Annotated in this window: 2 tRNA genes and 2 rRNA genes; all 4 read left to right on the top strand. The window is 51.0% G+C overall.

The features are described 5' to 3' along the window. A 16S ribosomal RNA gene (locus G6047_RS00395) occupies positions 1–1,444 on the top strand; the annotation flags it as partial. 106 nt (positions 1,445–1,550) lie between these two features. Next, positions 1,551–1,624, top strand: a tRNA-Ile gene (locus G6047_RS00390). Positions 1,625–1,721: 97 nt separating this feature from the next. After that, positions 1,722–1,795, top strand: a tRNA-Ala gene (locus tag G6047_RS00385). Between the two features lie 98 nt (positions 1,796–1,893). Then, a 23S ribosomal RNA gene (locus tag G6047_RS00380) occupies positions 1,894–3,322 on the top strand; the annotation flags it as partial.

Raw genomic sequence — 3,322 nt, 5'->3', positions numbered from 1 at the left:
TGGCTTTCGGGCCATGAGACCGGCGCACGGGTGCGTAACGCGTATGCAATCTGCCTCTCACTGGGGAATAGCCCGGAGAAATCCGGATTAATGCCCCATGGTATTTTGGTTGGGCATCCAACCATCATTAAAGATTTATCGGTGAGAGATGAGCATGCGTCCCATTAGTTAGTTGGTAAGGTAACGGCTTACCAAGACGATGATGGGTAGGGGTCCTGAGAGGGAGATCCCCCACACTGGTACTGAGACACGGACCAGACTCCTACGGGAGGCAGCAGTGAGGAATATTGGTCAATGGGCGCAAGCCTGAACCAGCCATGCCGCGTGCAGGATGACGGTCCTATGGATTGTAAACTGCTTTTGTACGGGAAGAAACACTCCTTCGTGAAGGAGCTTGACGGTACCGTAAGAATAAGGATCGGCTAACTCCGTGCCAGCAGCCGCGGTAATACGGAGGATCCAAGCGTTATCCGGAATCATTGGGTTTAAAGGGTCCGTAGGCGGCCCTGTAAGTCAGTGGTGAAATCTCCCCGCTCAACGGGGAAACTGCCATTGATACTGCAGGGCTTGAATTATCAGGAAGTAACTAGAATATGTAGTGTAGCGGTGAAATGCTTAGAGATTACATGGAATACCAATTGCGAAGGCAGGTTACTACTGGTGGATTGACGCTGATGGACGAAAGCGTGGGGAGCGAACAGGATTAGATACCCTGGTAGTCCACGCCGTAAACGATGGATACTAGCTGTTCGGTCGCAAGACTGAGTGGCTAAGCGAAAGTGATAAGTATCCCACCTGGGGAGTACGGGCGCAAGCCTGAAACTCAAAGGAATTGACGGGGGCCCGCACAAGCGGTGGAGCATGTGGTTTAATTCGATGATACGCGAGGAACCTTACCAAGGCTTAAATGTAGTCTGACAGGAGTGGAAACACTTTTTTCTTCGGACAGATTACAAGGTGCTGCATGGTTGTCGTCAGCTCGTGCCGTGAGGTGTCAGGTTAAGTCCTATAACGAGCGCAACCCCTGTTGTTAGTTGCCAGCGAGTAGTGTCGGGAACTCTAGCAAGACTGCCGGTGCAAACCGTGAGGAAGGTGGGGATGACGTCAAATCATCACGGCCCTTACGCCTTGGGCTACACACGTGCTACAATGGACGGTACAGAGAGCAGCCACCTCGCAAGGGGGAGCGAATCTACAAAACCGTTCTCAGTTCGGATCGGAGTCTGCAACTCGACTCCGTGAAGCTGGAATCGCTAGTAATCGGATATCAGCCATGATCCGGTGAATACGTTCCCGGGCCTTGTACACACCGCCCGTCAAGCCATGGAAGCTGGGGGTGCCTGAAGTCGGTGACCGCAAGGAGCTGCCTAGGGTAAAACTGGTAACTAGGGCTAAGTCGTAACAAGGTAGCCGTACCGGAAGGTGCGGCTGGAACACCTCCTTTCTAGAGAAGTGATCGGGGTGCCGATAGGTAAACGGAAAAAGGAAAGGCTTTTTTACTCTCGCTGTTCAATTCAAGATATACAAAACGCAACGCAAGTCCAATATAGAGTCTCGTAGCTCAGCTGGTTAGAGTACTACACTGATAATGTAGGGGTCGGCAGTTCGAGTCTGCCCGGGACTACTAAGCTTGCAAAAGAAGCGTTTTGAAGGAAATTCTGGGGGTTGAGGGATTCATCGTTTAGGGATTCTGATGTCAGATCAGGATGGCCGGAAAAAACGGGGGATTAGCTCAGCTGGCTAGAGCGCCTGCCTTGCACGCAGGAGGTCATCGGTTCGACTCCGATATTCTCCACAATCGCAGCAATGCGAAAAAGTTCATTGACATATTGGGATAAGAAAATACAAAGTAGAAAGACACAGAGTGCGCAGTGATGCGCCTATGTAAAGTACAATAAGCAAAATAAGGGCGTATGGGGGATGCCTAGGCTCTTGCAGGCGAGGAAGGACGTGATAAGCTGCGATAAGCTTCGGGGAGCGGCACACACGCTTTGATCCGAAGATTTCCGAATGGGGCAACCCAATACATTGAAGATGTATTACCCGATAGGGGGCGAACGCGCTGAACTGAAACATCTAAGTAGGCGCAGGAGAAGAAAACAAAAGTGATTCCGTAAGTAGTGGCGAGCGAACGCGGATTAGCCCAAACCAGTTATGTTACGGCATAGTTGGGGTTGTAGGGCCACGACATTGTATGTAAAGTGAACCGGAAGGACCTGGAAAGGTCCGCCACAGAGGGTGATAGCCCCGTATGGGTAAGCGATATAATACATAGTGGTACCCTGAGTAGGGCGGGGCACGTGAAACCCTGTCTGAATCCGCCGGGACCATCCGGTAAGGCTAAATACTCGCAAGAGACCGATAGTGAACCAGTACCGTGAGGGAAAGGTGAAAAGAACCGTGAATAACGGAGTGAAACAGATCCTGAAACCATACGCCTACAAGCGGTCGGAGCCCTTTCGTGGGGTGACGGCGTGCCTTTTGCATAATGAGCCTACGAGTTACCGTTGCCGGCAAGGATAAGCTATTAAGTAGTGGATCCGTAGCGAAAGCGAGTCTGAACAGGGCGCTATAGTCGGTAATGGTAGACGCGAAACCGTGTGATCTACCCATGGGCAGGATGAAGCTGTGGTAACACACAGTGGAGGTCCGAACCGGTTGACGTTGAAAAGTCTTCGGATGACCTGTGGGTAGGGGTGAAAGGCCAATCAAACTCGGAAATAGCTCGTACTCCCCGAAATGCATTTAGGTGCAGCGCTGAGCGTAAAGTTATATAGAGGTAGAGCTACTGATTGGATGCGGGGGCTTCACCGCCTACCAATTCCTGACAAACTCCGAATGCTATATAATGTTTCTCAGCAGTGAGGGCTTGGGTGCTAAGGTCCAAGTCCGAGAGGGAAAGAACCCAGACCATCAGCTAAGGTCCCCAAATGTATGCTAAGTTGAAAGAACGAGGTCCGATTGCACAGACAGCTAGGATGTTGGCTTGGAAGCAGCCATTCATTTAAAGAGTGCGTAACAGCTCACTAGTCGAGCGATCGGGCATGGATAATAATCGGGCATAAGCATACTACCGAAGCTATGGATTGATAGTGATATCAGTGGTAGGGGAGCATTCTGACAGGGTTGAAGGTGTGTCGTGAGGCATGCTGGACCGGTCAGAAAAGAAAATGTAGGCATAAGTAACGATAATGCGGGCGAGAAACCCGCACACCGAAAGACTAAGGTTTCCTCAGCTATGCTAATCAGCTGAGGGTTAGTCGGGTCCTAAGGCGAACCCGAAAGGGACAGTCGATGGCCAACGGGTTAATATTCCCGTACT

The organism is Flavobacterium silvaticum (genome assembly GCF_012911565.1).
Taxonomy (GTDB): Bacteria; Bacteroidota; Bacteroidia; order Flavobacteriales; family Flavobacteriaceae; genus Flavobacterium; species Flavobacterium silvaticum.
This window is presented reverse-complemented; position numbering and strand designations above follow the sequence as displayed.